The organism is Rhodopseudomonas pseudopalustris (assembly GCF_900110435.1).
GTDB classification, from domain to species: Bacteria; Pseudomonadota; Alphaproteobacteria; order Rhizobiales; family Xanthobacteraceae; genus Rhodopseudomonas; species Rhodopseudomonas pseudopalustris.
This window is the reverse complement of sequence record NZ_FODT01000001.1, coordinates 256,635-281,647: the sequence shown is the minus strand read 5'-3', so window position 1 is coordinate 281,647 and position 25,013 is coordinate 256,635. Positions and strand designations below refer to the sequence as shown.

General features: G+C 63.6%; 17 protein-coding genes and 1 tRNA gene. 7 read left to right on the top strand and 11 right to left on the bottom strand.

Features of this window, described 5'->3' with window-relative positions:
• Positions 1–28 precede the first annotated feature (28 nt).
• The 7 genes from BMY71_RS01325 to BMY71_RS01295 form a co-directional block, all read right to left on the bottom strand.
• Positions 29–1,441: an MATE family efflux transporter gene (locus BMY71_RS01325; protein ID WP_244525952.1), complete on the bottom strand. Its 1,413-nt coding sequence runs from the start codon at positions 1,439–1,441 to the stop codon at positions 29–31.
• 165 nt (positions 1,442–1,606) lie between these two features.
• On the bottom strand, positions 1,607–2,347 hold the full coding sequence (locus BMY71_RS01320) for a TlyA family RNA methyltransferase (RefSeq protein WP_092681200.1): 741 nt from the start codon (positions 2,345–2,347) through the stop codon (positions 1,607–1,609).
• A 2-nt stretch (positions 2,348–2,349) separates the two neighbouring features.
• On the bottom strand, positions 2,350–2,916 hold the full coding sequence (locus BMY71_RS01315) for a nucleoside 2-deoxyribosyltransferase (RefSeq protein WP_092681198.1): 567 nt from the start codon (positions 2,914–2,916) through the stop codon (positions 2,350–2,352).
• Between the two features lie 179 nt (positions 2,917–3,095).
• Complete coding sequence (dxs, locus tag BMY71_RS01310; RefSeq protein WP_175557598.1) at positions 3,096–5,012, bottom strand: 1-deoxy-D-xylulose-5-phosphate synthase; 1,917 nt, start codon at positions 5,010–5,012, stop codon at positions 3,096–3,098.
• A gap of 494 nt (positions 5,013–5,506) precedes the next feature.
• Entirely contained in the window at positions 5,507–5,758 is a 252-nt protein-coding gene (locus BMY71_RS01305) for an exodeoxyribonuclease VII small subunit (protein ID WP_011504682.1), read from the bottom strand.
• A gap of 68 nt (positions 5,759–5,826) precedes the next feature.
• Positions 5,827–6,756: a histone deacetylase family protein gene (locus tag BMY71_RS01300; RefSeq protein ID WP_011504681.1), complete on the bottom strand. Its 930-nt coding sequence runs from the start codon at positions 6,754–6,756 to the stop codon at positions 5,827–5,829.
• A 210-nt stretch (positions 6,757–6,966) separates the two neighbouring features.
• Positions 6,967–8,655: a bifunctional metallophosphatase/5'-nucleotidase gene (locus tag BMY71_RS01295; protein ID WP_092681194.1), complete on the bottom strand. Its 1,689-nt coding sequence runs from the start codon at positions 8,653–8,655 to the stop codon at positions 6,967–6,969.
• Between the two features lie 417 nt (positions 8,656–9,072).
• Between BMY71_RS01295 and BMY71_RS01290 the strand changes: the two genes are divergently transcribed.
• Positions 9,073–9,561, top strand: coding sequence for a hypothetical protein (locus BMY71_RS01290; protein WP_092681192.1), 489 nt, complete (start codon positions 9,073–9,075; stop codon positions 9,559–9,561).
• Positions 9,562–9,844: 283 nt separating this feature from the next.
• On the opposite strand, the gene BMY71_RS01285 is transcribed toward BMY71_RS01290, so the two are convergent.
• Complete coding sequence (locus tag BMY71_RS01285) at positions 9,845–12,049, bottom strand: methyl-accepting chemotaxis protein (protein WP_092681190.1); 2,205 nt, start codon at positions 12,047–12,049, stop codon at positions 9,845–9,847.
• Positions 12,050–13,413: 1,364 nt separating this feature from the next.
• Here BMY71_RS01285 and BMY71_RS01280 point away from each other — a divergent pair.
• The gene (locus tag BMY71_RS01280; protein ID WP_244525951.1) at positions 13,414–15,732 is read left to right on the top strand and encodes an autotransporter domain-containing protein; all 2,319 of its coding nucleotides are present in this window, start codon (positions 13,414–13,416) and stop codon (positions 15,730–15,732) included.
• 39 nt (positions 15,733–15,771) lie between these two features.
• Here the strand turns inward: BMY71_RS01280 and BMY71_RS01275 are convergent, their stop codons facing one another.
• Together BMY71_RS01275 and BMY71_RS01270 are read right to left on the bottom strand one after the other, a co-directional pair.
• Entirely contained in the window at positions 15,772–16,533 is a 762-nt protein-coding gene (locus BMY71_RS01275) for a crotonase/enoyl-CoA hydratase family protein (RefSeq protein ID WP_092681186.1), read from the bottom strand.
• Between the two features lie 195 nt (positions 16,534–16,728).
• The gene (locus BMY71_RS01270) at positions 16,729–18,510 is read right to left on the bottom strand and encodes an acyl-CoA dehydrogenase family protein (protein WP_092681184.1); all 1,782 of its coding nucleotides are present in this window, start codon (positions 18,508–18,510) and stop codon (positions 16,729–16,731) included.
• A 208-nt stretch (positions 18,511–18,718) separates the two neighbouring features.
• Between BMY71_RS01270 and BMY71_RS01265 the strand changes: the two genes are divergently transcribed.
• From BMY71_RS01265 to BMY71_RS01255, 3 genes are all read left to right on the top strand, one after another.
• Positions 18,719–18,793 (top strand) — tRNA-Gln (locus BMY71_RS01265).
• Positions 18,794–18,891: 98 nt separating this feature from the next.
• Complete coding sequence (locus tag BMY71_RS01260) at positions 18,892–20,898, top strand: DUF6538 domain-containing protein (protein WP_347336014.1); 2,007 nt, start codon at positions 18,892–18,894, stop codon at positions 20,896–20,898.
• Positions 20,899–21,096: 198 nt separating this feature from the next.
• The gene (locus tag BMY71_RS01255; RefSeq protein ID WP_092681180.1) at positions 21,097–22,176 is read left to right on the top strand and encodes a sodium:proton exchanger; all 1,080 of its coding nucleotides are present in this window, start codon (positions 21,097–21,099) and stop codon (positions 22,174–22,176) included.
• Between the two features lie 498 nt (positions 22,177–22,674).
• On the opposite strand, the gene BMY71_RS01245 is transcribed toward BMY71_RS01255, so the two are convergent.
• Positions 22,675–22,800, bottom strand: a complete 126-nt coding sequence (locus BMY71_RS01245) for a hypothetical protein (protein ID WP_244525965.1) — start codon at positions 22,798–22,800, stop codon at positions 22,675–22,677.
• Between the two features lie 251 nt (positions 22,801–23,051).
• Between BMY71_RS01245 and BMY71_RS25160 the strand changes: the two genes are divergently transcribed.
• Together BMY71_RS25160 and BMY71_RS25155 are read left to right on the top strand one after the other, a co-directional pair.
• The gene (locus tag BMY71_RS25160; RefSeq protein ID WP_347336013.1) at positions 23,052–23,921 is read left to right on the top strand and encodes an alkaline phosphatase D family protein; all 870 of its coding nucleotides are present in this window, start codon (positions 23,052–23,054) and stop codon (positions 23,919–23,921) included.
• Entirely contained in the window at positions 23,822–24,565 is a 744-nt protein-coding gene (locus BMY71_RS25155; protein ID WP_244525950.1) for an alkaline phosphatase D family protein, read from the top strand. The genes BMY71_RS25160 and BMY71_RS25155 overlap by 100 nt, the downstream gene beginning before the upstream one ends.
• Positions 24,566–25,013: the final 448 nt, after the last annotated feature.

Here is a 25,013-nt window from a genome sequence, read left to right as displayed (position 1 = left end):
GCGCCCGGCGGCGGCAAGCCGGCAGGGCTTACCCGCGCGCCAGGCCCGGCAGCGGCTCGCGCGTCAGCAGATGGAATCGCCACACCAGCAGCGCGGCATAGACCGTGAGCCCGATCGCCAGCCCGATCCAGACGCCGAACGGTCCGAAGCCGGCGGGAAAAGCCAGCAGGTAGCTGCACGGAAAACCGATCGCCCAGAAGCTGAGCGCCGCGAACAGCAGCGGGATGCGGGTGTCGTTGCGGCCGCGCAGCGCGCCGTTGGCGACCACCTGCAGGCCGTCCGCCATGAAGAAGCTGGCGCCCACCACCAGCAGCGAGGCGGTGAGCTGCGCGGTCTCGGCGGCGGTGACGGTGTCGCCGAGGAACAGCTGCGGAATGTCGTACCGCGTCAGCGCCACCAGCAGCGTCATCAAGGCCATGAAGGCGAGGCCGAGCCCGATCGCGGCAAAGCCGGCCCGCCGTGCGCCGGCCGGATCGTGGCGGCCGACCGCGTGGCCGACCCGCACGGTCGCGGCGAGCGAGATGCCCATCGGCACCATGAACATGATCGCCGCCACCTGCAGCGCGATCTGATGCGCGGCCAGTGCAGTGGTGCTGATCTGGCCCATCAGCAACGCGGCGGCGCCGAACAGCCCATATTCGAGCACCGAGGCGCCTGAGATCGGCAGGCCGAGGCCGAGCAGCCGTTTCATCAGCGGCGCATCCAGCCGCCACAACTGGCCGAACACCCGATATTTGCGGAACGGCTGCATGCTGACGCACACCACGGCTGCGGCGACGCAGTTCCCCATCGACACCAGCGCGGTGGCGAGGCCGGCGCCGAGGATGCCGAGGGCCGGCAGGCCGAACTCGCCATGGATCAGCGCGTAAGCGAGCACGGCGTTGATCGGCACCGCGGCGAACATGATCCACAGCGCCGGCTCCGGGCGGTTGACCGCGCCCATGAAGCTGCGGAACGCGATGAACATCCAGCCCGGCACCAGCGACCATGCGAGCCCGTGCAGATAGTGGCCCGCGAGCTGCGCGGTGCGCGCGTCCTGGCCGGCGGCCCGCAACAGTTCCTCGCCGTAGAACTGGCTCAGCGTCAGCGGGACGCCGGCGATCAGCGACGCCCACAGCCCGACCCGCAACGAGGCGCGGACCTTCCGCGGCGAGCGCGCGCCATAGGCCTGCGCCGCCAGCGGCGCCACCGCCGACGCCAGGCCGATGCCGAGCATGAAAGCCACCAGCCACACCGTATGCGCAAGCGCCGCCGCGGCCACGGCGGCGTCGCCGAGCCGGCCGATCAGCGCGAGGTCGGTGGTCATCATCGCGATCTGGCCGAGCTGCGTCAGCGCCATCGGCACCGCGAGCCACAACGTCTCGACGATTTCAGTCCGCCACGCAGACGATTTCGCCGGCGCGGGCGCGCCGGCGGCAAGATCCAGATCCGAGGAGGTCATGGCGCGCACCATAACCGAACTTGCGGCCGGAGTAAGACTTTGGTTCTGGCTCGCGTTCGGGTTCTGATCAAATCAGAACCCGAGCTCCAGCTTTTTGTTCTGACGCGTTTTCTTCACGCGAACCGGTCCCCACTTCGCTCGAAAACGCTATTAGTCGTCGCGCCTTCAGCCGCGCCGGGCGCCGAGGAAGAACTCGCTGTTGCCGTCGCCGCCCGCGATGCTTGATGGGAATACGGCGATGTCGTTGCAGCCGTGCGAGGCGGCGAGCGCTTCGATGTCGCGGCATACCGCGCGATGCACCGCGGCGTCGCGGACGATGCCGTGCTTCGACGGCGCTTCGAATTGCGGCTTGATCAGCGCCAGCAGGCTCATCGGCGCGGCGGCGAGCGTCAGCGCGGTCGGAAGGATCAGCTTCAGCGAGATGAAACTGGCGTCGATCACCACCACATCGGGCCGCTGCGGCAGCCGCTTGCCGTCGAGGCTGCGGATGTCGGTGGCTTCCATCGACACGATTTTCGGATGGCCGCGCAGCGAGGGGTGCAACTGCGCGCGGCCGACATCGACCGCGAACACCAGCGCCGCGCCGTTGGCGAGCAGCACCTCGGTGAAGCCGCCGGTGGAGGCGCCGACATCGAGGCAGACATGATCCTCGATCTCGATCGGATAGCGCTCCAGCGCGCCGGCGAGCTTGACGCCGCCGCGCGACACCCATGGATGCGCCGGCTGCGCGTCGAGCGCGGCGTCGAGCGCGATCGGCTCGGAGACCTTGGTCACCGGCTTGCCGTCCGCGAACACCAGCCCGGCTTCGATCGCCGCCTGCGCGCGGGCGCGGCTCTCGAACAGGCCGCGCTCGACCAGCACCACATCGGCGCGTTTGCGGGGCGATGGATCGGCCGGCCCGGCCATGATCAGCGCGCCGCGTCCGGCGTCAGCCGCTCGGCGGCGATGCGCAGACAGGCTTCGAACGCGGCGAGGTCGCGCCAAACATCGCCCGGCGCCTTGCGCGGCGTCACCAGCGGCGCGCCGTGCAATTCAAGGGAATGGATCAGCATCAGATTGTCCGGCAGGCCGAAATCCTCGACCGCAAGGCCGTCAGCGCCGATCAGCAGGCCGTCGCTTGGCGTGATCGGTTGGTGGCGCGCGACGCGCTCCGCATAGGTCGCGGGATCGTTGCTGTAGCCGAGCACGAGCTTGCGGCGTCCGGCCATGTAGCCGAGTTCGTACACGGTGCCGGCGTCGGCGCTGGGACCGCGAAACGGGGTCAGATTGGCGATGACCGCGTCGGCCTGATCCATCATCGCCTCGTTGCCACGGAAGATCTGCATCGACGCATCATGCGTCGCCAGCGCCACCGCATTGTCGAGCGGGAACAGGCCGACAAGGCCGTACCGTGCGCACAGCTCAGCCTTGCGCCGCCCGACCTCGATAGCATCGGGCAGGAAAACGTCGGGACCGGCGAGGTAGATGTTCGTCATTCCGGGATTCGTCACGGTCGGCGTCAGCCGATCGTGGCGAAGGCCCGGAATCCATACTCCCTGCAGGGGTTATGGATTCCGGGTTCGCTCACGGAGCCTGTCATCGGGCCGGCCGAAGGCCGGACCCGTTGGTGAGCGCGCTGGAATGACTCGCGGAAAGGCTGATGCAGCTCACGCGCTCAGGCCAGCTTGACGGTCTCGGCCTTGTGTTCCTTGCCGAGCGCCTCGAACACCTTCTTGACGATCGCCTTGGCGTCGAGGCCGGCATTGGCATACATCGCCGTCGGAGTGTCGTGGTCGAGGAACACGTCGGGCAGCACCATCGCCCGCATCTTGACCTCGCCGTCGAGCTTGCCGTGTTCGGCCAGCGTCTGCATCACATGGGTGCCGAAGCCGCCGATCGAGCCTTCCTCGATGGTGATCAGGATCTCGTGCTCGTTGGCGAGCTTCAGCACCAGATCGACGTCGAGCGGCTTCATGAAGCGCGCGTCGGCGACGGTGGTGGAGAGGCCGAGCGCCGCCAGTTCCTCGGCGGCCTTCTCGCACTCGGCGAGCCGGGTTCCGAACGACAGCAGCGCGACCTTATTGCCCTGGCGGACGACGCGGCCCTTGCCGACTTCCAGCGGCACGCCGACGTCGGGCATCTCGACGCCGCGGCCTTCGCCGCGCGGATAGCGCAGCGCGCTCGGCCGGTCGTTGATCGCGACCTGCGTCGCCACCATGTGCACCAGCTCGGCTTCGTCGGAGGCCGCCATGATCACCATGTTCGGCAGGCAGCCCAGATAGGCGTTGTCGAACGAACCCGCATGGGTCGCGCCGTCGGCGCCGACCAGGCCGGCGCGATCGATCGCGAAGCGGACCGGCAGGCTCTGCAGCGCGACGTCGTGGACCACCTGGTCATAGGCGCGCTGCAGGAAGGTCGAATAGATCGCGCAGAACGGCTTGTAGCCTTCGGTCGCCAGACCGGCGGCGAAGGTCACCGCATGCTGCTCGGCGATGCCGACGTCGAAAGTGCGGGCCGGGAACGCCTTCTCGAAGATGTCGATGCCGGTGCCGGACGGCATCGCCGCGGTGATGCCGACGATCTTGTCGTCCTTGGCGGCTTCCTTGACCAGGCTCTGGCCGAACACGTTCTGATACGACGGCGCGTTCGACTTGGCCTTGGCCTGGGTGCCGGTGGCGATGTCGAACTTGACCACCGCGTGATATTTGTCGGACGCGGCTTCCGCCGGGGCGTAGCCCTTGCCCTTCTGGGTCACGACATGGATCAGGAACGGGCCGGTCTCGGCGTCGCGGACGTTCTGCAGGATCGGCAGCAGATGATCGAGGTTGTGACCGTCGATCGGGCCGACATAATAGAAGCCGAGCTCCTCGAACAGCGTGCCGCCGCCCATCATGAAGCCGCGGGAATATTCCTCGGCGCGGGCGGCGCGGTCGGCGATCAGCTTCGGCAGGTGCTTGCCGATCTGCTTGCCGGCCTCGCGCAGCGAGCGGTAGGTCTTGCCGGAGTACAGCCGCGACAGATACGCCGACATCGCGCCGACCGGCGGCGCGATCGACATGTTGTTGTCATTAAGAATGACGATAAGACGGGAGTTCATCGCGCCGGCGTTGTTCATCGCCTCATAGGCCATGCCGGCCGAGATCGAACCGTCGCCGATCACCGCGATGACGTTGTTGTTGCCGCCGGCGAGATCACGCGCCACCGCCATGCCGAGGCCGGCGGAGATCGAGGTCGAGGAATGCGCAGCGCCGAACGGATCGTAGTCGCTCTCGGTGCGCTTGGTGAAGCCGGACAGGCCGCCAGCGGTGCGCAGCGTACGGATGCGGTCGCGGCGGCCGGTCAGGATCTTGTGGGGATAGGCCTGGTGGCCGACGTCCCAGATCAGGCGGTCGCGCGGGGTGTCGAAGACATAGTGAATGGCGGTGGTCAGTTCGACGACGCCGAGACCGGCGCCGAAATGGCCGCCCGTGACCGAAACGGCGTCGATGGTTTCCTGACGCAATTCGTCGGCGACCTGCTGGACCTGATCGACCCGGAGCTTGCGTAAATCTTCCGGCGTGCGGATGGTGTCGAGAAGCGGAGTTTTACTCAATTCGGTCACGGCGATATTCCAGTCTTGACTATGGGGCTGGTGAGGGCCCGCGACGAATGGTCCGAACTGTCCAATCCGCGAAAGCCCACCTGACTTCCGCCTCCTTGCTCAGGAGAAATCAACGAACGAAGCGTTACGGTGCGCCTCGTTCAGTTGAAGTGATCTGGATCACTTTATTGCGGCCGCACACGTCCACCGAACCTGACACTGCCATCCCGGCAATGTGTCACTCTCGGCGCATAAGGTCATACCTTTACACAAAGCTCAATTCAAAGCCAACCGTGGGCCGCCCACGGCCTGGCCAGTCTGCGCAAACTTTCGGCCAATAGGGTTGATCCGCGAATATGGGAACCGGCTGTTGCATGCCGGTCACGGCCTTGCGACGCCGACCGGCCAAAGGCGATCGACCTTCAGATAATACCGGCAAGCTGTCGGTTTGCTGAACGCCCGGGCCGCTGCAGGGTTCCTGCAGGGCTGCAAGGACTGCTGCAGGATTACTGAACGTCGAGCGGCTCGGTTCCCACCGGCTTGCCCTGGGCGTCGGTGGTGATCTTGTCGACCCTGGCTTCGGCCTGACGCAGCAATTCATCGCAGCGCCGCTTCAGCGCTTCGCCGCGCTCGTAGATCGCCACCGACTCCTCCAGCGGCACCTTGCCGTCTTCGAGCCGTTTGACGATGGTTTCGAGTTCCTCCATCGCGCGTTCGAAGCTGAGCTTCTTGACATCGGCGGGGGCGGCGTCGGCCATCGGCGGGCTCCTGGATGCGCCGCGGCGCGGCGGTCTTGGCGTTGGGGACTGTGGGGCTGAGGCGCCGCTCAGGCGCCCATCAGCGCGCCGACATGGGCGGCGACTGATTCACTCAGGCCCTGCAGATCATAACCGCCCTCGAGCACCGAAACAATGCGGCCGCCTGCGGTCTGGTCGGCGACCTCCATCAGCTGCTGCGTCACCCAGGCGAAATCCTCGGCGTGCAGATTGAGGCTCGCCAGCGGGTCGCGGTAGTGCGCGTCGAAGCCGGCCGAGATCACGATCAGTTCCGGCGCGAAGCGCTTGAGCTGGGGCAGGATCGCGGTCTCGAACGCGAAGCGGAATTCCTTGCCGCCGTCTTCCGAGGCGAGCGGGGCGTTGACGATGTTGTCGTGCTCGCCGCGTTCGCCGGCCGAGCCGGTGCCGGGAAACAGCGGCATCTGGTGGGTCGAGCAATACATCACGGTGCGGTCGCCCCAGAAGATGTCCTGCGTGCCGTTGCCGTGATGGACGTCGAAATCCACCACCGCGGCGCGTTCGATGCCGTATTTGCGCTGGGCGTAGCGCGCCGCGATCGCGGCGTTGCCGAAGAAGCAGAAGCCCATCGGCTTGGTCACTTCGGCGTGGTGACCGGGCGGCCGCGTCGCAACGAAGGCGTTGGCGGCGCTGCCTTTCATCACCGCGTCGACCGCGGAGACCGCGCCGCCGACGCCGCGTAGCGCCGCTTCGAACGTGCCCGGCGACATCGAGGTGTCGCCGTCGACATAGACGATGCCGGTCGAGGGCGACATGTGGCGCATCTCGACGATGTGGTGATCGGTGTGGCACAGCGCGATGTGCTCGAGCGAACCGATCGGCGCCTCGCCGCGCGCCAGCGTCGCGAACCGCTCCGCGGTCAGCGTTTTGTTGACGGCGATCAGCCGCTCGGCGCGTTCGGGATGGCCCTCCGGCGTATGATGCTCGAGACACGCGGAATGGGTCAGAAACAGTGTGGTCATTCGGGAGCGCCTGAACGTCCGATCAATGATGACGACAACAAGATGAGATGAACTTAGTTATTCGCCGCGTTTCGCGGAAGGGCAGCTTAAGGCTTAGAGCATTTTTCAGCAAAGTGGAAACCGGTTCGCCGAAAGAAAATGTTGCGCGCGATCAGCAGTGCAGCATGGCGCGAAAACCGGTAACCACGTTTCGGTGATACGTGGACCCACTCAGTTCAATCGCATGATGCGGTCCAGCGGAGCGGGCGCGATCGGACTGTGCGCCTTGAAATAGCCGAACAAGGCGTCGACGTCGTAGACGCCGGTCAGCCGATCCGTCCCCTGCGTGAATGGGCTGAAGCCGTCGCCGCCGGCGGCCAGATAGGCGTTGACCGTGACGCGGTAGCTTCGATCGGCCGCGATCGGCTGGCCGTTGAGCGTCATCCGCTCGGCGATGATGCGCGCGCCCGGCGCGCCGGAATTGTCCCACGCATAGCTGAATCCCTTCGACACCGGCAGGATGCGCGGCCGCGCCGGATCCTGCCATTGCAGCTCCAGCGCCGCTTTCAGCTGCGCGCCGGTCAGCGTCATCGTCACCAGCTGATTGCGGAACGGCTGCGCCGCGAACACGTCACCGAACGTCACCCGGAACGGCGCCTGGCCGCCGGAGGCGGGGTTGATATCCGCGCGCAGACCGCCCGGATTGGTGATCGCGATTGCGGCGCCGCCGGTTTCCCGGTCGCTGGTCGCCGCGAGATGGGCGTCGGCGACGAGATCGCCGAGCGGGCTTTCGCCGGCCGCATTCGGAACGCGCGACAGCGCCGCGGTGATCGCGCCCGCCGGCCGCGCCGCGATCGGTCCGGCGAGCCTGTCATAGGTCTCGATCAGCGCGGTCTGGGCCGGGTCCTTCGCCAGCGTCGCGGTGTGCACAATGACATTGTCCGCCTTGGCGCGGACGATGTCGCGCGTCTTCGGATCGAGCACGAGATCGATCGCGGTGACGAGCGTGCCGTATTTGTCGCCGCTGGTGACGAGTCGTCCGTCGATCGTGCAGCGATAGGCGCGATGGGTGTGGCCGCTGATCACCACGTCGACGGCCTTGTCGAACTTCCTGACAATATCGACGATCGGCCCGGAGATTCCCGGACACTCGTTGAGTCCGCCGCTCGGAAATCCGCCTTCGTGGATCAGCACCACGATCGCCTCGACGCCGCGCGCCTTCAACTCCGGCACCAGCGCATTGACGGTGTCGGCCTCGTCCTTGAATTGCAGTCCGGCGACGCCGGGCGGCGACACCATGGTTGGCGTCGCCTTCAGCGTCAGCCCGATGAAGGCGACCGGGATGCCGCCGAATTCGCGGATCGCATAAGCGGGCAAGATGGTGTTGCCGGTCGCGGTCTCGACGGTGGAGGCGGCGAGATACTGGAATTTCGCGCCGGTGAACGGCTGCGGCCCGAGGCATTTGTCGACCGGATGGCAGCCGCCGTTCTGCATCCGCATCAGTTCGGTCTTGCCCTCGTCGAATTCGTGATTGCCGACCGCGGACAGCGCCAGCCCCATCAGCGACAGCGACTCGATTGTCGGCTCGTCGTGAAACATCGCCGACAGAAACGGGCTGGCGCCGATCAAATCGCCGGCGGCGACGAAGATGCTGTTGGGGTGGCCGTCGCGCAATTGCCGGATCAGCGTCGCCATATGCTCGGCGCCGCCGGCCGGCACAGTGATCTTCTTCGCCGGATCGGCCGGGTCGTCGATCGCGATGCCGCTCTGCGGCGGCCGCAGATAGCCGTGGAAGTCGTTGATCGCGAGAATCCGCAGATCGACGGGCGCCGCCGCGTGGTCGGCAAACAGCGGGGTCGAGGCGAGCGTCAGTGCCACCACGGGCGCGAGAAGGGCAAGGCGAAGCGGGCGAGGGGTCATCGAGGGTCCGGGATGCAGCGCATGGGGTGGGGATCGCTCTCCAGAGCCGGATGACTGATCGTCGAATCGCCGTCCCGCTCCAGGTTCTTGGTCGAGCATGATCATTTCCGGAAACCGGCGTCCACTTTTCGGAATCATGCTCAAAAGCGTTTTCGCGCGAAGTGGACGCCGGTCCGGAGGAAGAAAGCCCGTCAAGACGAGATTCGAGAGTTTCGGTTCTGATGTGATCAGAGCCGGCAAACGCGCCAGCCTGCGCAGCCAAGAGTGGTCTCGCGCCGCCCCGCCGCGACTGACTGCCGCTGATTACCGCCGCGCGGCGGTGGGTGATTGCTTATGCGGCGGTTGCCGCGATACTCCTTGACGGAGACGAATTCCGTCGCGCCGCGCCGGTGGGCGCGCTCCCCGCACAGGTGCCGTATGCGCTCGAAGCCGATCACACTCCTCCTCGCCAGCCTGATGCTGGCCGCTGCGATTGCGCCGGCCGGCGCGCAGCAGCCTCCAACCCAGCCGCTCGCCGGCGACGCCGCCAGGGCCAGCAACCCGCGGCTCGCCGATCTGATGGAGGCGGCGCAGTTGCGCCACATCAAGCTGTGGTTCGCAGGCAAGGCGGCAAACTGGAAACTCGCCGGCTATCAGACCCGGCAGATCAAGGCGCGGCTGCAGGAGGCGGCGTCGCTGTATCAGAGCCTCGCCGTCAACGACGTCACCACCATGGCGAAGCCGCTCGACGCGGTGGCGGCGGCGATCGCCGCCGAGGACAGCAAGGCTTTCGTCAAGGCCTATGGCGAGCTGACCGCCGGCTGCAATTCCTGCCACGAGTCGGTGAAGCTCGGATTCATCGTTCTGCAGACCCCGACGGTGAATCCAATCAGCGATCAGAACTTCGCGCCGGCGAAGAAGAAGTAGCAGGCTGCGACCGTCGTACACCGACACAGGTGACGGGTCATCCGACGACAAATTGGACTTCGTCCTGCCGGTCAAGACGGCATCCTGTCAGGATCGCGGAATCCGGCCCCAGAGGGCGCTGACAGGCTCGACCAGCGTTCTGGGGCTTCACCTTGGGATCTTCGCCGCCGAGCAGCTTCCGGGCCGGACGCCAGCGAAGTCATTGCTGAAAAGCAAACCCCGCCGGAAAGGCGGCGGGGGTTGTCAGTATGCGTGACCCGATCGTGACCGAGACGTCGTCAATTCAGGCGGCGCGCACCGAGTCCAGGAATCTTCCGACCTCCAGCCTCAGGCGCTTGCTGTCGCGCGACAACGATTGTGCCGCCGACAGGACCTGAGAGGAGGCCGCCCCGGTCTCGGCGGCGCCGCGCTGCACTTCGGTGATGTTGGCGCTCACCTCTTGGGTGCCTTGTGCGGCCTGCTGCACGTTGCGGGAAATCTCCTGGGTCGCCGCGCCTTGCTCTTCCACCGCCGAAGCGATGGTCGAGGAAATCTCCGAAATCCCATTGATGGTGGCGCTGATCTCCTTGATGGCGCCGACCGAAGATTCGGTGGCTGCCTGGATGCCGCCGATCTGTTGGCTGATTTCGCCGGTGGCTTTTGCTGTCTGTTCCGCGAGCGCCTTCACTTCCGAGGCGACCACCGCAAAGCCCCGACCGGCGTCGCCGGCACGGGCAGCCTCGATCGTCGCATTCAACGCCAACAGGTTGGTTTGGCCGGCGATGGTGTTGATGAGTTCGACGACCGCACCAATCCGGCTGGCTGCCTGCGACAGTTCTCCGACGCGATCGTTGGTGGTCTTCGCCTGCTCCACTGCATCACGGGCAATGCGGGCGGACTCTTGCACCTGGCGGCTGATCTCGTCGACCGAGGACGCCATTTGCTCGGTGGCCGACGCCACGGACTGCACATTCGTGGACGCCTCTTCCGAGGCGGCGGCGACTGCGGTAGCCATTTTCTGAGACCGATCCGCAGTCCCGGTCAGCGTCGCAGCAGAGGCCTCCAGTTCGGTTGAAGAGGACGACACCGTCTCGACGATCTCCCCGACCGACGCTTCGAAGGCATTGGCGAGTTTATGCATCGTATCCCGCCGTTGTGCGTCCGCGGCGGCCTGATCCTCAATTCGCTGCGCGATACTGCGCTTGAGGTCGTCTTGCATGCCGCGCAGGGCGCTTGCGAGAATTCCCACTTCATCCGCCTGCTCGATATCCAGCTTCTGCTCGAAGTCGCCCTTCGAGATCCCCTGGGCGAATTCCGCGCATCGCTTGGTGGGACGAGCGATGCCGCCCGCCGACAAAGTGATCAGAACGATGGCGATCGAGACAATCATCAATCCAACGCCGAGCTGCCAATAGGTGGTGGCCGCCGCGCGCGATGCGAGTGAGGCGTCGAGCTGCCGAACGCTGGCCATGACGACCGCACGCGGAACTGAAATCACCACAACCCAGGAAGCGCCTGTGCGTCCGATCTTGATCGGGGAATAGACATCGACGTTGGACGATTGCGGGTCGTCCTGCACCATTGTCTTGCCTGCGTTGACGCCGGCCATGGCTTCGGTCCAGCGTGAATCCCCGTTACTCGCATTCTTCCCGATGAACTCCGCGCCGACGCTGTTCGCGACGGTCAATCCTGTATCGTTGACGATCGTGACCTTCCCCTTGCCTTCGAACATCGATCCGTTGATCCGCTCGGTCAATTTCTGAACGAAATCCAGATTGTAGTCGGCGCCGGCGACACCGTGGAAGCTGCCGTTGATCACGATCGGAACCGACATGGTCGCAAGGAAGACCTGCTGGCCCTGCACGATGTAGGGCAGAGGACCCAGAATATTCTCTTTGCCGGTCGTGCGCGGATTGATGTACCAGGCGCCCTTCACCAGGCCGTTGGGATGCCGGTCGGCGCTGTCGTATTCCACCAACGGTTGAAGCGCGATCGAGCCTTTGGAGTCGCGGGTCCAGTACGGCAGAAAGCGGCCGGTGCCGTCGGATCCGAGATCTTTCCGTCCTTGGAACGACTCGTCTTTGCCGTCGAGGCTGTCCGGTTCCCAGGCCGAGTAGGTTCCGTTGAATGCGGGATTGAGATGAAGGACGTTGCGGAGCACGGCGTTCAATTGGGTCCGGCGCAGCTCGTTCGGTGTGGCGGCTGTCTTGTTGCCAGCGAGTTCGGCGAACGATTCCGCCATCACACGCGCCGCATTCAGGCCGAGCTCGAGCTCCGCCTTGATCGCACTGGCCTCGCTTGCGGCCCTGTTGAGCAGGAGCTCTTTTGTCTGCCGATCGACCAGCTGTGACACTTCGCTGCCGACATATTGCATCGTGTTGCTGGTGGAGAACACGCTGTAGGCGATCAGGGCGGCACTGGTGCCCGCGAGGCAGAGCCCTGAGATCAGCGCAATCTTCAACTGCATCGACCGGATTGTTTTGAAAGAGTAGCTCGCCGGAATTGTCATTATGTTCTTTCCTCAGGGCGCGAACGATCGCAATCGCCCGAACATCGTCGGACGTGGGTTGGCTTGAGTTTTGCGTAAGTCTGCTGGTGGGAGTGGCCGCGAACGAAAGTGGCGAGCTTCAACTCTCCAAGCCGAATATTCGCGCTTTGTGAATCCGGTTTGAAGTGTGAATGTTGCTGGGGGATTAAGGAGAGGCGTGTCTCTTCAATCTTCTGCACTCACTAGGCGTTATACTAGTCAATACCGAGATGAAGTCCTCTTCGGAATTACTCCGCACGCCTGTATCGGTCATATACGCTGTGTGTTCAGACAGCGCCGGGCAATGCCGATACGACAGTCGCATCCGATGATCAGTGCCAAGGCGGCTGTTTCGACAGGTCGCGTTTCGAGTCGAAATCTGAGATCGGGCTGATCTGCTCACGCAGACGCCGACGGCAAATCCGATCAGTGATCAGAACTTCGCGCCGGCGAAGATGAAGTAGCACGACGAATCCGCTTGCCCGATCGGCTCGAATGAGCGCGCCGCCGCGATGCCTTCGGGCGTCAAAAGAGCACATCGTGCAATTGCAAATCACTACGAAGAGAAGCCGGACTACGTAGGGTTACCAGTCACGCGACGCGGCGATTTTTCTCGCCATCTCGATGCTCTATGAATCGTTTCAGTGAATGGCGGTTCTGATTCCGGCAGCCGCGTTGCGGGGGGTGGAATGACGTTCAGAGCGGATGATCGGACGATCAGGCGGTTGGCGGCCCCTTGCGGATCGGATGCCGACGTTCCTTCCGGCAAGCGCATCCGCCGCGTCGTGCTCGGGACAACAGCGCTTGTCGGCTTTTCGATCTCCGTCGCGGCGGGGCTTCCCGGAATCATTCTCCTGAGTTCACTCGCCGCGACCTCGGCGCTTGCCGATGGTGGGGCTGGCAGCGCTGGCTATGCATACGGCGGTGTTGGGGGGGGCGATAGCGCCCCGGGCATTGGCGGTCTTGGTGGCAATGCGCCAGTCGCCCCCGGAGGCGGCAGCGGTGGCGGTGGTGGCGCGGGCGCTACGGGTGGAGCAGGCGGTAACGGCGACGCCTGGACAGGCGTCGCGGGTCTTGGAGGCGCGGGAGGTGTCGCGGCCGGCTCCGCTGGGCAGGTCGGAGGCAATGGCACCCCATCCGGTGGTCAGGCGGGCGGAGGCGGAGGCGGAGGCGGCGCTCACGGGTACGTGGGCGCGACGTTACCGGTAGTCCTCTCAATCGGCGGAAATGGCGGCAACGGGGGAGTTGGGACCAACGTTTCTTCCTACGGCGATGGCGGCGGCGGTGGCGCCGGCGGGTATGGCGCCGTTGTCACCGGCGGCGGCGGAGGCACGCTGACTTCTACGGTGACCGGCGGAAACGGCGGAAACGGCGGACTGGGCTTTCTCTGGGGAGACGGCGGAACGGGCGGCATCGGCCTGCACCACTCCGGTGGCGCCTCATTCACCGCAAACGCGGTCGTAAGTGGTGGCCAAGGCGGCACCGGTGCGAACGGCGGCGCTGGCGGCGCTGGTATCTATATCGCGGCCGGAAGTACGGGCATATTCACTGCAAACGCGGTCATCACTGGCGGCAACGGTGGCAATGGCGGCGTCACCTCCGGTGCTGGAGGTGTTGGCGTCTATCTTGCTGCCGGAAGTACAATTATCAATGCCGGCACAATCAGCGGGGGCCTCTCCGGCGATGGCGTAACTCGCGCCAACGCGATCACCTTTGCCGGCGGGATCAATATCCTCGAGCTGCAGGCCGGCTCGCACATCATCGGGAACGTCGTGGCCTTCGGCGGCGCCGACACGCTGCGGCTCGGCGGCGCCGGCAATGCCAGCTTCGACGTCGCGCAGATCGGCGCCGCCGCTCAGTATCAGAATTTCGGCGTGTTCGAGAAAACCGGCGTGAGCGTCTGGTCGCTGACCGGCAACACCAGCGAGGCGATGCCCTGGGCGGTGAATGCCGGCACTCTCGCGGTGAACGCCGCGATGGCGAATGCGACCATGACCGTGAACAATGGCGGCACCCTTGCCGGCGTGGGGACCGTGGGCGCGGTGACCGTGGCCAATGGCGGCACGCTCGCCCCCGGCAATTCGGTCGGGACCATCACGGTCTCGGGCAATCTGACCTTCGGCGCCGGCGGCTTCTATGCCGTCGACGTCTCGCCGTCGGCCGCCGATCGCACCAACGTCACCGGCACCGCGACGCTCGGGGGCGCCACGGTGAACGCGATCTTCACGGGCGGAGGCTATGTCGAGCGGCAGTACACCATCGTCAATGCCGCGGGCGGCATCGTCGGCAGTTTCAGCACGCTTGCGATGAGCAATCTGCCGTCGGGCTTCAAGTCCAGCCTCGGCTATGACCTTCACAACGCCTATCTCAATTTGGTGCTCGATCTGACACCGACACCCACGCCAACGCCCACTCCTACACCTACACCTACACCTACACCTGGCCCTGCACCCACCCCCGCACCCGCCCCGGCGCCGCTGCCGATCAACAGCGGCCTCAACGTCAACCAGACCCGGACCGCCAACGCGCTGAGCGATTACTTCGCCCGGGTCGGACGGATTCCGATCGTGTTCGGCGCGTTGACGCCGACCGGGCTCGGCATGGTGGCGGGCGAGGTTGCCACGGCGACGCAGCAAACCACCTTCGACGCCATGGACCTGTTCTTGGGATTGCTGACCGATCCGTTCTCGGCGGGACGTACGCCCGACATGCCGGGCGGCGCGTCGCACTTCGCCGACGCCGCGGCCGGACGAGGCCCCGCGCGCGATGCCTATGCGATGATCACCAAGGCGAGTTGGCGCGCGCCGCCGGAACCCCGCTGGAACGTCTGGGCCGCCGGCTTTGGCGGCTCGCAGACCACCGACGGCAACGCCACGCTCGGGAGCAGCACGGCGACCAGCCGCATTTATGGAACGGCGGTGGGGGCTGATTACTGGCTGTCACCGTACACCGTGGCCGGCTTCGCGCTGGCGGGCGGCGGCACCAATTTCGGTCTCGCCAATGCGCTGGGCGCGGGCAACTCGGATCTGTTTCAGGCCGGCGGCTTTGTTCGTCACACCGTGGGCGCGACCTATCTGACGGCGGCCGCAGCCTATGGCTGGCAGGACATCACCACCGATCGCATGGTCGGCATCGCCGGATTGAATCAGTTCCGCGCGCATTTCAACGCCAATGCATTTTCCGGACGGATCGAGGGCGGCAATCGCATCGTCGCGCCGCTGTTCGGCGGCGTCGGGTTGACGCCCTACGCCGCCATCCAGGTCACGGCGTTCGAGCTGCCGGCCTATGCGGAGCAGGTCCTGGCCGGCGTCGACACCTTTGCGTTGAGCTACGGCGCCAAGGTCGCCACCGCTACGCGCAGCGAGCTGGGGCTGCGCTCCGACATTTCCTTCGCGCTGACCGATGCGACCCTGACGCTACGCGGTCGCGCCGCCTGGGCGCACGACTTCAACACCGATCGCTCGGCGCTGGCGACCTTCCAGGTGCTGCCGGGCGCATCCTTCCTGGTCAACGGCGCCGCGCAGGCCCGCGACGCCGCACGCGTCACCGCATCCGCGGAAACCAAATGGCTGAACGGCTGGTCCGTCGCCGGCGCCTTCGAAGGCGAGTTCTCCAACGTCACGCAGAGCTACGCCGGCAAGGGCGTGGTGCGATACGCGTGGTGACGTCCCGCCTTTCGCTGTCGGCGCTAAGCGATAATTCGGCTACGCCTTCTTCCGCTGGAAGAACCGCATGAAGGCGCTGATCGCTTCCTGCGATTTCATCCGCTCGCCGAACAAATGGCTTTCCTGATCGATCCTTCGGGTGAGGTCTTCGGGCGCGGGCCTGATCAGCTTGCGGGAGATCGCGACGGCTTCGGCCGGCAGCGCGCAGATTTCGCGGGCGGCTTTCCTGGCTTCGGCCTCGGTGTGGCCGGGCGCGACCACGACATTGACGAAACCGGCTTCGCGGGCCTGTTCGGCCGAGACCTTGTGGCCCATCACCAGCATGCTGAAGGCGCGGTGGGTGCCCATCGTGCGCGGCGCCAGCAGGCTGGACGCGCCCTCCGGCACCAGCCCGAGCTGAATGAACGGCGTCGAGAACGTCGCCGTGGTCGAGGCCAGCACGTAGTCGCAGTGAAACAGCAGCGTGGTGCCGATGCCGATCGCGATGCCGTCGACCGCGGCGATGATCGGCTTCACATTGTGCGCCAGCGAGTACAGAAACTTGGTGGCGTTGCTGGCGCGCGCCGCGCCGCTGGTGTCGGTGCCGGCTTTCAGGAAATCGTCGAGGTCGTTGCCGGCGGTGAACACGCCGGAGCTGCCGGTGATGATCAGGCAGCGGATGTCGGGATTGTTCTGCGCGGTGTCGATCGCCGCGCTCATGTCGCGATACATCTCCTGCGTCAGCGCGTTCTTCTTCTCCGGCCGCCGCATCGTGATCACGCGCGTGGCGTCTTCATCGGTGACGATCAAGTGCTCCGACATGGCATTCCCCCCGAAACCCGGCGCGCGACCGTTGCGGCCGTGACGTCCTCGCGGCACTCTACCATGAGGCGCCGCGAGGTCAGACTCCGACTTCCGTAAAACAGGCTGTTTTTCAACCGGTTGCGGGCAGCGGCGAAACGCCGCCACAATCCTGCCGTCGGCGCCTCGGGTTGGCCGCAGGGCTTTGGCGGGCCGTCAGGCGGTCAGCACCGCATCGGCGGAGGCCAGCGCCCCGGCGCTGTCGACCACGCTGCGCTCCAGCGCTCCCGCCTGCACCGCGACGTTCTCGGCGAAGAATCGCGCCAGCGTCACATAGCGCGCCGGATCGCCGACATTGTCGAGATCGCGCGCCGCCAAGGCTTCCGCCGCCAGCGCACAGCCGCCGAGCGTCGATCCGAACAGCCGCAGATACGGCGTCGCGCCCGCCAGAGCCTCATTGGTCGAGGAGCCGAGCTTCTCCAGCAAGTACTTGCTGGCGCGGGTCAGCGCCTCGAGCGCATCGCGCAGACGCGGCCCGGTCGCGCCGAACGCCGGATCGTTGCAGGCTTCGACGTTCTTGACGATCACCGACAATTCGTCGAGCAGCGCCCACACCGACGCGCCGCCATTGACGCCGAGCTTGCGGGTGACGAGGTCGATCGACTGGATGCCGTTGGTGCCTTCGTAGATCGGCGCGATGCGGGCGTCGCGATAATGCTGCGCTGCGCCGGTTTCCTCGATGAAGCCCATGCCGCCGTGGATCTGCACGCCGAACGAGGCGACCTCGGTGCCGATGTCGGTGGAGAACGCCTTCGCGATCGGCGTCAGCAGCGCGGCGCGCGCGGCGGCGTCGGCCTTGATCTTCGGATCGTCGCTGCGCGCGGCGACATCGAGCGCGACCGCCGTCGAATAGCAGATCGTCCGCGCCGCGCCGGTCAGCGCGCGCATCAGCAGCAGCGTCCGCTTGACGTCGGGATGCTTGAGGATCGGATCGGAGCCTGTGCTGGTGCTGCCGATGGCGCGGCCCTGCTTGCGCTCCTGCGCGTAGGCCAGAGCCTGCTGATAGGCGCGATCGGCGATGCCGACGCCTTCGAGAGCGACGCCGAGACGGGCCTGATTCATCATAGTGAACATGCACTGCATGCCGCGATTTTCTTCGCCGATCAGATAGCCGATCGCGCCGCCGTGATCGCCCATTGTCATCGTGCAGGTCGGCGAGGCGTGGATGCCGAGCTTGTGCTCGACGCCGCTCGGGAAGATGTCGTTGCGCGCGCCCAGCGAGCCGTCGGCGTTCACCAGGAATTTCGGAATCAGAAACAGCGAAATGCCCTTGGTGCCAGCGGGCGCATCGGGCAATCGCGCGAGCACGAAATGCACGATGTTGTCGGTCATGTCGTGGTCGCCGTAAGTAATGAAGATCTTGCTGCCGAAGATCTTGTAGCTGCCGTCGGCGGCGCGCTCGGCGCGGGTCCGCAGCGCGCCGACGTCGGAGCCGGCCTGCGGCTCGGTCAGTTGCATCGTGCCGGTCCATTCGCCCGACACCAGCTTGCCGAGATAGATGTTCTTCAGCGCGTCGCTGCCGTGCGCATGCAGCGCGTCGATGGCCGAGAGCGTCAGCAGCGGGCACAGCCCGAACGCCATGTTCGACGACGCCCAGATTTCGGTGCACACCGCGTTGACCGCGCTCGGCAGACCCTGGCCGCCGAATTGCTCCGGTCCCGACACGGCGTTCCAGCCCGCCGCGATCCAGCGCTGATAGGCGTCCGGCCAGCCCGGCGCGGTGGTGACCTTGTTGTGCTCGAGCTTGATGCCGTGCTTGTCGCCGATCCGGTTCAGCGGCGCCAGAATATCGCTGGCGAACTTGCCGGCCTCTTCGAGCACCTGAGCGGTGATCTCGCTGTCATAGTCGCCCAGATGCCCGGCCGCCACGGCAGCCTGCAGGCCGGCGCCGTGATTGAGGGAGAGCAGGATATCTTCGATCGGAGCGCGATAAGTCATGGCATGATCCCGGCTGACGGAGAATTGGCCAGCCTTCTTCCATGAAAACCCGCCGCCCTCAACCTTTCGTCACGGCCGCCCCCTTGCCCGGACTTTCGCGCCTCCGCGAGGGCCTTCAGCGGTTGAAAACCGGCCGCCGTCTCTATAGACCGACGGGGTCGACAGCGATTCCGCCGAGCGGCCGCCTTTGCGTGGCCGGTCCTGCCGATGGGGCGTAGCCAAGCGGTAAGGCAGGGGATTTTGATTCCCCCATGCGGAGGTTCGATCCCTCCCGCCCCAGCCAGGCAGTCCGCAAGCCGCTGAAAACGCTTGCATATCGTTCCAAGCTGGGGCGCTGGTTCACAGCGCTGCGACACATGACTGCTTCACAGTGGGGCAAACGTGTCAGCTGCAACTCACCTCCTTCGCAGAAAAGCCATGTACTACTGGCGGCGCCGACTTCCCCGCCCGCTAAAGAGCTGGTTTCATAAACGGCACCTATTCCTAGGTTTGGGGACTGCGGACACGGTCTTTGCCCGGCGTCTTGCTGTCCTTCTCGATGCGAAGCTGGAGGAGATCGTGACGGCGTTCGAGCAGGCAGACTTGCATCTCACCTCCCAGCAGGTTGACGGATTGCTCCGCGACGTCGTTAGGACGCATCTGGACAAACTGGAACGCTTGGCTGCAGCCGGAAAATCTTGTTCTAGCTTCGATGCAGACCAGGCGAAGCGCGACGATCGTCGCGCCGCGTGGACCTATCGTCTGCTGCATTCGCAGGGTTCGGCGGCAATCGTGGGTTCGCTAGATGAGCAGCAGATGTCTGCCGAGGGTATGACCCTTCAGGACATCGCGGCAATTCGCAACCACTTGTCCCTGCTTCGTAAGAACAATTTGGTGCCGACGCGGCCTGATATTTTGCAAGATCTGGTCGGCGCCCATGGAGCGCCAGCCACCGCGATGAATATGGCAACAGCGCAAGATATCTATTTTCGCGGCATGTGGATGGCGCTCGCGCAATCCGATCGTCGGTACGGCGGAAATATCGTCGAGGCGGACGATTTCGTTGCGCAGATATTTCGTGATCGAGTCCAACCGGTTCAGCGCGTCCAAGACGAGCGTGAGATGTTTGCCCACGCCGCAATGGCGGAATCTGAACAACAACAGCCGTTCGAAACTGTTGTCGAGCGAAACCAGCCTGATGACGTCGACGACCGCTTCGAATCGATTGCAGATATTCTGGTCAAGAAACGACTGAAGGCGAGACGGTGGACTATAAAAAGCAAGAAACAAGCCGAGCAAATCTTCTCCCTAATGGAAAAGTTTATGCTGGAAGAGCGCTCGGTTGAGAAGATGAGCCTAGTGCGTCAAAAGGACTTAGCCGCATTTACGAGCTTTCTAGAAGCCGAAATCTATAAACATCATGGTAAAAGCAGCAAAGACGAATTTCGGTCCATCGCTGAGATGAGAGTCATCGCGATGTCGAAGCCGGAAAATATGCGCGGTGTCGAAGCTGGCACTTTAAACCGCCATTTGACTTTCATCGATCAACTCTTCGATTGCGCCGTAGCCGAGGGGGTCGAGATGGATCCTAGGCTCAGTTTGTCGAAGCTTCGTGCTATCGACAGCTCCGAGACACGCGCTCGGGAAGAGCGGACAAAATTTTCACTCGGCCAAATCGAAAAGCTTTTTGAACAGGCGCCTTTTGTGAACTGCGCCCGCTGGGACAAACTCTCCCAATTTGGCGCCGATGGACACTCCCTTGTCTATCATGGTGCTCTGTATTTTATTCCGATGTTGATATTCTATGGTGGGGGGCGGCTGGAAGAATACTGCGGTTTGATAATGGATGACGTCATCGAAACCAACGGCGCGCACCCTTATCTTCATATCGCGAAGAATAAGTATCGGCGAATTAAGAACGCGGCATCCAAACGTAATATCGTGATTCACCCTGAGCTAATTCGACTTGGATTTCTGCGATACGTCGCTTTAATCAGATCGCTTGACTATGAACTCGTCTTCCCAGACTTGTTTTCACCAACGACGAAGTCCTTACTGGGAAGTAGATTCTACAAATTGTTCAAACCTGTTCTACTATCGGCAGGTATCACCGAAGACGGCTTGGGGTCGCACGCAATCAGGCATGCGTTTGGAGCCATCTTGAAAAAACGCAATGTTCGAGATGAACTTCGGGCCGATCTGTTGGGACATCGCGGGAAAACGGAAACTTCCGAGCGGTACTGCGAGGCAACCGAAATCTCAACCATGTACGAGCTAGTCTGCAAAATGCCCGTCGTGACCGAAAATTTAGTCGCACATCCGACCAATATTTTCCAGTGGGTTCGCGAAAAGCATGCGCCACCATTCTCACACCCTAATCGAGCCAAGCGAGAAAGAACGGCACGGTAAGTCGCGATGGACCGCAGAAATAGGCTGATTGGGAGATTCCTGCGATTTGCGGATGCGTACCGAATTCAGGCCCCAAGCAGACACCAGCGAAACTCTAGACTAGTCGCAACAAAATGAAAGGGCAGTGCTAAGGTCACTGTTTAACTCGCACGTTATCATTCCCAGTTTCGCAGGGGTGCTGAGGCCGCCGAGCAATATATCTCACAAGGCCTCATCCTCGCCGTCGTCGCGCTTGTTACGGTTCTGCCGGAATATGCGGTCGATCTTTATTACGCCTATCAAGCCGGCAAGGCCGGACCGGACTCACAATACGTCCATTACGCAGCGGCCAATATGACGGGTGCAAATCGATTGCTCGTCGGGCTCGCTTGGCCCGTGATTGTGCTACTACATTGGATGAAAGATCGGCATCGTGCGATCGAACTATCCCCATCCAACGCGATAGAAATCGGTTTTCTTCTGCTGGCGAGCGTTTACGCCTTTGTCATTTTATATATGGGCCGAATCACTCTTGTCGATTTCGCCGTACTCGCTGCCATCTTTTTTGCCTATGTCTGGAGAGTCCGCAACACACCAAAGACGGACAATCCCGACGAGGCCGAAGAGGCCGGACCGGCTGCTGCTCTCACGACCCTGCCCATTGCCACCCAATGGGCCATCATGATCGGTCTCGTCATCGTCGCCTGCGGCGTTATCCTCGCAGCAGCCGAACCCTTCGCCGAAGCCATGGTGAGCAGCGGGCGTGTGCTCGGCATTAACGAATTCCTTTTGATCCAGTGGCTGGCACCGCTGGCAAGCGAAGCTCCTGCGGTCTCGATAGCCATTCTGTTCGTGCTGGCAAATCGCTCGGGCAATGGTTTGACGGCTATGATTAGCGACAAGATCAATCAATGGACATTGCTCGTCGGAATGCTGCCGCTCGCCATGAGCGTCGGCGCCGGCACGATCTCATCGCTTCCGCTTGACGCCCGGCAAAGTGAAGAGTTCTTTTTAACTGCCGCGCAGTCCTTGTTAGGCATCGCCCTGCTGTTGCGCCTGCGGCTCAGTATCGCCTCGGCGGCGTTGCTCGCCGCAATGTTCTCCGTGCAGGTCGTTCTGGCATTTTATTACCGGAATGATGAGGCTCGCACGATCTTGACCCTGACATGGTTGGCTTGGGTGTATCTGGTCATCGCTCTGGCTGTATTCTCGATCAACGGGCGCCGACTTGTCGCAATTTTGCGCACGGCATTTCTTTCAGCCGGTCTGCGGCGCGATACAAGACGGAATGAAGCTTAGGCTGACAGAAGGATCACAAGCCAACAGGAGCGTCATCTCGTCCTATTTCTTGTGCAACAGAGCGAGCGTCTTCACCACAGAACAAAACAGGCCGCTCTCACAGAGCGTGCGATTCCGACCGCGATGCGTTATCCGCCTTTAAGTTCAACAAACGCCTCAGTACCGGTTTGCCTAAACGCGAAGTGTGGTAAATTGCGCGACGATGGCCATCATATACATCGTCGTATGGGTGGTGAAGGATGCGTGGAAGCTGGAGGTCGCCGAGGGGGGGCTTAGGTTCGCCGAGTTGCGATGCGCGGACTGCGGCTCGAAGGCGGACGAGTTTCTGCAGATCGAATTCGGTCCGAGGCAGGGCGTCCGCCTCCCACTGCGCCTTGCTATCGACTGCCTTGTCCGCGGAATAGGCGAGTGTTCTGATGTAAAAGGCAAGCGCCCATCGATCCGCAGCAGGCAGATCCGCGAAGCTGGTCATGCTGATGCCGTCGATTCCCTGCTCGATCACCTATTAAAGCGCGAGAACGATTCGTTCGCGTGCCGGGCTTCGTCCGTGAAGGCGATCGGCCGGAGCTCGACCCCGGCCGCTTTGGCTCCGTCGCCGCGCCCGCTCGCGCCATGACAAGCCACGCATTGCTCGGAATAGGGCGCTTTGCCCCGCGCCAGATCGGGCACCGGGGCCAGTGCCAGCGGAACTGGGTACGCTTTGAAGCTCGACCGCCGCGCGTTAAATCACCCAGCGCTACTGCAGGTCGGCTCTTGGGAATGACCTGCAGTAGGAAACAGGCCCCCCCTTTGGGCATCACTTTGTCGAATATCATCCTTTCAGACAATTCTCGGAATCACTGGCATCACCCGCGCAACGTTGCTATCTGCGTCGCATGCAACGATTAGCAGCACTCAACCATCACAGCACCGATTCGTCAGGACGGATCGCGCCCGACGGCGGCGACGAACCGTCGACGCGCTCCCAAACCGAAGTCGTCGGCCCCCTGCTCTACCTTCAAGGGCAGCGTGAGGGACGCATCTATCTCGTCAGCCTGATGGTGATGCCGCTCGCGGCAGCCTTTCCGATCCTTCGTATCGACGACCGCTTAGTCACTGCGGCCTCCATTCTCGAATGCGACGGCCGGCGCGTTCTGCGGTACGCCTTCGATGTCGCGCCGTCCTCGGACCTGTCCTACGAGATCGACGGCCGAAGCTATGCTTTGGACACTGCGTTCGACCGTGACCTTCGCATCGCCTTCGTGTCTTGCAACGGCCAAGAGGCCGGCGATCGGGGGCGAGACCGCAGCGAACGCAACACGATGTGGCGACGGTTGGCCGACGAGCACGCCGCAAGCCCGTTCAAGCTTCTCCTTCACGGCGGCGATCAGATCTATGCCGACGAGGTCCTCGACGCGCATCCGCTGATCCGGAGATGGGCGGACGATGCCGAGGCCGGAGCATCGCAGACTTCGGCATCGGAACTCGAAAAACTCGCCGAGGTGCTCCGCGTCACGTTCTTCACTCGATATCTCGGAGTCCTCGCGGAGCCGGAGACCGCTTGGTTGATGGCTCGCATTCCATCGCTTGCCGTCTGGGACGACCATGACATCTGTGACGGATGGGGATCGATGAACGCGGCGAAGCTCGACGCCCCGGTCGGGCAATGTTCAAGATTGCGCGCGAATTCTATCTCGTCTTCCAGTTCGGAAGCGACCCGGACGGTCTACCCGAAAGCGTCATCGATCAGACCGGTACTAGCCTGACCTGGCACGTGAAGTTGCCTGGTCTCCATGTGATCGCTCCTGACCTGCGTTCGGAACGGCGCTGGGACAGAGTGATGGGCGAAGAGGGCTGGCACGCCTTCGAAGTGGCCATGGCGCAAGTAGACGCCGGACGGGTGCTGCTTCTCTCGAGCGTACCCGGTCTCGGTCCCCGCCTATCGTGGGTCGAAGCGGCGCTGAATCTGCTGCCGAACATGCACAAGTACGAAGACGATCTGCGGGACCAATGGCAAAGCCGCGCGCATCGCACCGAATGGCGACGCTTCCTAGAAAGGCTGGCGGAGATACACCGCAACCCGGCGACGCCCGTCACGCTGCTGTCGGGCGAAATCCATCTGGCGACCCGCGCGACGTTCGACACGGCGCCTGCGCCCATGCACCAATTGGTCGCTTCGGGCATCTCGCACCCAGCCCCGACCGTCGCCTACGCACTGGCGCTCGATGTCCTGGCTCGCTTCGGAGAGACCCCGCTGCCGGGCAAGCCGATCCGCTTGCATCCGCTGCCGGGGAAGACCTCGATTTACATCTCGCAGCGCAACTACTTGGTGCTCGAACGCTGGTCCGGTGAATGGACCGTGCGCTGGGAGCTCGAGAAGGACGGGAGCACGCCGCTTCTTCAGCTGTGAGAGACTACGTGCAGGCGATGCGGAGATCTTGCGCTTCGCGCCGAATGAGTTCCTGAATCTCACGAAGCGACGCCTGAGACGCTTCCTCTATCGCATTCGCATCACCAAGGTGCCGACGACCGCTCCTCTCGGAGCACTAGCTTGATGGCGGCGCACTTCGTCGATGAGATTTGAAGATCAATTAGAAAGGCAAAGCCCGATGTACGGAGGTTGCACCCTTAAGGAACGTGCTGCCGCATATCAGCGAACGCCGGAAGATTCTCGACGTCTCTCCTGGAATGATGCGCAACGTACTTGAATCCAAGGCGCCCTTGTACGGATGGCTGATGGTGCCGTAGCCCATCTTCCGGGGGGACGAGAGCGTGATTGCGAAGAAAATCTTGGAAGATGATCGTTTCGACCGGAGGAGTTCCGGGGACGACCTGTGAGTCGAGCCAGTCTAGGGCGG

Coding starts and splice junctions, on each gene's coding strand:
- BMY71_RS01325 (WP_244525952.1), bottom strand. CDS start 1,441: ATGACCTCCTCGGATCTGGATCTTGCCGCCGGCGCGCCCGCGCCGGCG.
- BMY71_RS01320 (WP_092681200.1), bottom strand. CDS start 2,347: ATGGCCGGGCCGGCCGATCCATCGCCCCGCAAACGCGCCGATGTGGTG.
- BMY71_RS01315 (WP_092681198.1), bottom strand. CDS start 2,916: ATGACGAACATCTACCTCGCCGGTCCCGACGTTTTCCTGCCCGATGCT.
- BMY71_RS01305 (WP_011504682.1), bottom strand. CDS start 5,758: ATGGCCGACGCCGCCCCCGCCGATGTCAAGAAGCTCAGCTTCGAACGC.
- BMY71_RS01300 (WP_011504681.1), bottom strand. CDS start 6,756: ATGACCACACTGTTTCTGACCCATTCCGCGTGTCTCGAGCATCATACG.
- BMY71_RS01295 (WP_092681194.1), bottom strand. CDS start 8,655: ATGACCCCTCGCCCGCTTCGCCTTGCCCTTCTCGCGCCCGTGGTGGCA.
- BMY71_RS01290 (WP_092681192.1), top strand. CDS start 9,073: ATGCGCTCGAAGCCGATCACACTCCTCCTCGCCAGCCTGATGCTGGCC.
- BMY71_RS01285 (WP_092681190.1), bottom strand. CDS start 12,049: ATGACAATTCCGGCGAGCTACTCTTTCAAAACAATCCGGTCGATGCAG.
- BMY71_RS01275 (WP_092681186.1), bottom strand. CDS start 16,533: ATGTCGGAGCACTTGATCGTCACCGATGAAGACGCCACGCGCGTGATC.
- BMY71_RS01270 (WP_092681184.1), bottom strand. CDS start 18,510: ATGACTTATCGCGCTCCGATCGAAGATATCCTGCTCTCCCTCAATCAC.
- BMY71_RS25160 (WP_347336013.1), top strand. CDS start 23,052: ATGCAACGATTAGCAGCACTCAACCATCACAGCACCGATTCGTCAGGA.
- BMY71_RS25155 (WP_244525950.1), top strand. CDS start 23,822: ATGTTCAAGATTGCGCGCGAATTCTATCTCGTCTTCCAGTTCGGAAGC.